Here is a 1711-nt window from a genome sequence, read left to right on the forward strand (position 1 = left end):
CGACTTCGCCGATCTCCTGAAGATACCGCTCGAGAGACTGGTTGGTCCTGATGTTAACCTTCTTGGCGATCTTGGTCATATTCGTCGAATTTGGTTAGATTGAATCCTTATATTATACGATTACGATAGTCAAGAGGCAAGGTTTGTCCGGCTTTCCAGGATTTATAGAAGCGGCCGATTTCACGCTGCGCTCGCTTACCGCATTACTTGCGGTCATCAACCCGCTCGAAGTGCTGCCGGTTTTCATTGCGGTTACTGCGACCCAGTCGGCAATTCAGCGCCGCCGGACGGCGCGGCTGGCGACTGTCTATGCGTTCGTCCTCTTGCTCGTATTCATATTGATGGGGCACCTGATTCTGCGCCTCTTCAGCATATCGATAGACGCTTTTCGGGTCGCTGGCGGCATCCTGATGCTGATGATAGGCCTTGAGATGGTCCACTCCCGATTCTCTGCGGTGGCGCATCCTACCGTCAGGGAATATGCCGAGGCAGTCAAAGCGGAGGATGTCGCCCTAATGCCTTTGGCGACGCCGATGCTCTCAGGTCCGGGAGCCATAACCACAGCGCTGGTGATGGTCGGCGATGGCTTCAGCCTTTGGCGAATCCTGCTCTCCATCGGGATTGCACTCTTTGTCCTGGGATTAACTTACATTCTCCTGATCGCGGCTGAGACCGTCCACAAGCGTATAGGCGCCAATGGCATCGGGTTGTTGACGAGGATGATGGGGCTTTTGCTGATCGCCTATGCCGTTCAGATGGGCTTTCAGGGCGCGAAGGGATTGCTGCGGTAGAGAAAAAGAGGGCAGGACAAGCCTGCCCTCGGGAAAGACTATTCGACCGGTTGGTCAGTTCTTCGACATCGAAGGGATGATGCCGGCGATGCCAAGTATGTCGTCGCGTAGTTTCACCAGCGCGGTCGCGGGATCGTTAAGGTAATCGTCGCGCGTCAGGACGATGTTGCGAGGCTCGCGCGAACCGGTCATATAGTGGTAATGGCTGAGCGGCTTCAGCCCGGCGCGGCGAACGATGTCGTTGCGACTCTCCTTGCCCGACTGCAGCGCCTTCTGCCAGAGGAGTTCCGAAGCGTAATATAGACCTTCCACCCGGCGGCGGACTGTGTCCTGATTCAACTTCTCGATGGGGAGCAGGACGGTGAACTTGTCGAACAGTTCGTCGGCGTTTCTGCTGCCGCTGCCAGCCGTATAGGTTTCGATCAAAGTGTTGATCTGATTGACCATATCGCCGGTCAAGTAACGAAACTCGTAGTCACGCATAAGAGGCTCCGGTTTGGAAAGGGGTAGGTGTATCTGTCACCTTGTCGCAGTCGAATAGAAATATAATATCTTCCATGCCGTCTGTCAACACCGAATTGTCCAATGACGGCATATAAGGACTCACTTGACAGGCGCCGGTCGTAGTGCTTAAATTAAGTGATCATTGCCTGTGGGGATAAGGCAGGTCCTGGTAAGGCTGACTGTCGAAGTTCGACAGCAGTTAACTTTGTTCGTTAACGCCCAAGTAAGAGGGGATTCGATGAGGTTTCGCGCAGTATTGTCCGGACTTGGTGCCGGGATCTTGATTACCTCAGCCGTTATGGCCGCTCGGGGTCCGGTTGCCAACACCCGCGCACCGATTAATTTCGCCACCGAACAGGCTGCCCCGTGGCGCGCGGCCGGTGCCGATGAAGACAGCGTGGTGATCACGTGGGGCT

Annotated in this window: 2 protein-coding genes; one reads left to right on the forward strand and one right to left on the reverse strand. The window is 55.2% G+C overall.

Annotated features, from left to right (window positions below; all coding sequences use genetic code 11):
* The first annotated feature begins 98 nt into the window (after window positions 1-98).
* A complete protein-coding gene (locus tag FJY67_12220; GenBank protein ID MBM3330210.1) occupies window positions 99-791 on the forward strand; it encodes an NAAT family transporter in 693 nt (230 codons plus the stop codon).
* Between the two features lie 54 nt (window positions 792-845).
* On the opposite strand, the gene FJY67_12225 is transcribed toward FJY67_12220, so the two are convergent.
* Window positions 846-1274 carry a hypothetical protein gene (locus FJY67_12225; GenBank protein MBM3330211.1) on the reverse strand — a complete coding sequence of 143 codons (429 nt, stop codon included), beginning with the start codon at window positions 1272-1274 and terminating at the stop codon, window positions 846-848.
* Between the last annotated feature and the right edge of the window lie 437 nt (window positions 1275-1711).

It is taken from the genome of Calditrichota bacterium (assembly GCA_016867835.1).
In the GTDB taxonomy this organism is placed as follows: domain Bacteria; phylum Electryoneota; class AABM5-125-24; order Hatepunaeales; family Hatepunaeaceae; genus VGIQ01.

Coding starts and splice junctions, on each gene's coding strand:
- FJY67_12225 (MBM3330211.1), bottom strand. CDS start 1,274: ATGCGTGACTACGAGTTTCGTTACTTGACCGGCGATATGGTCAATCAG.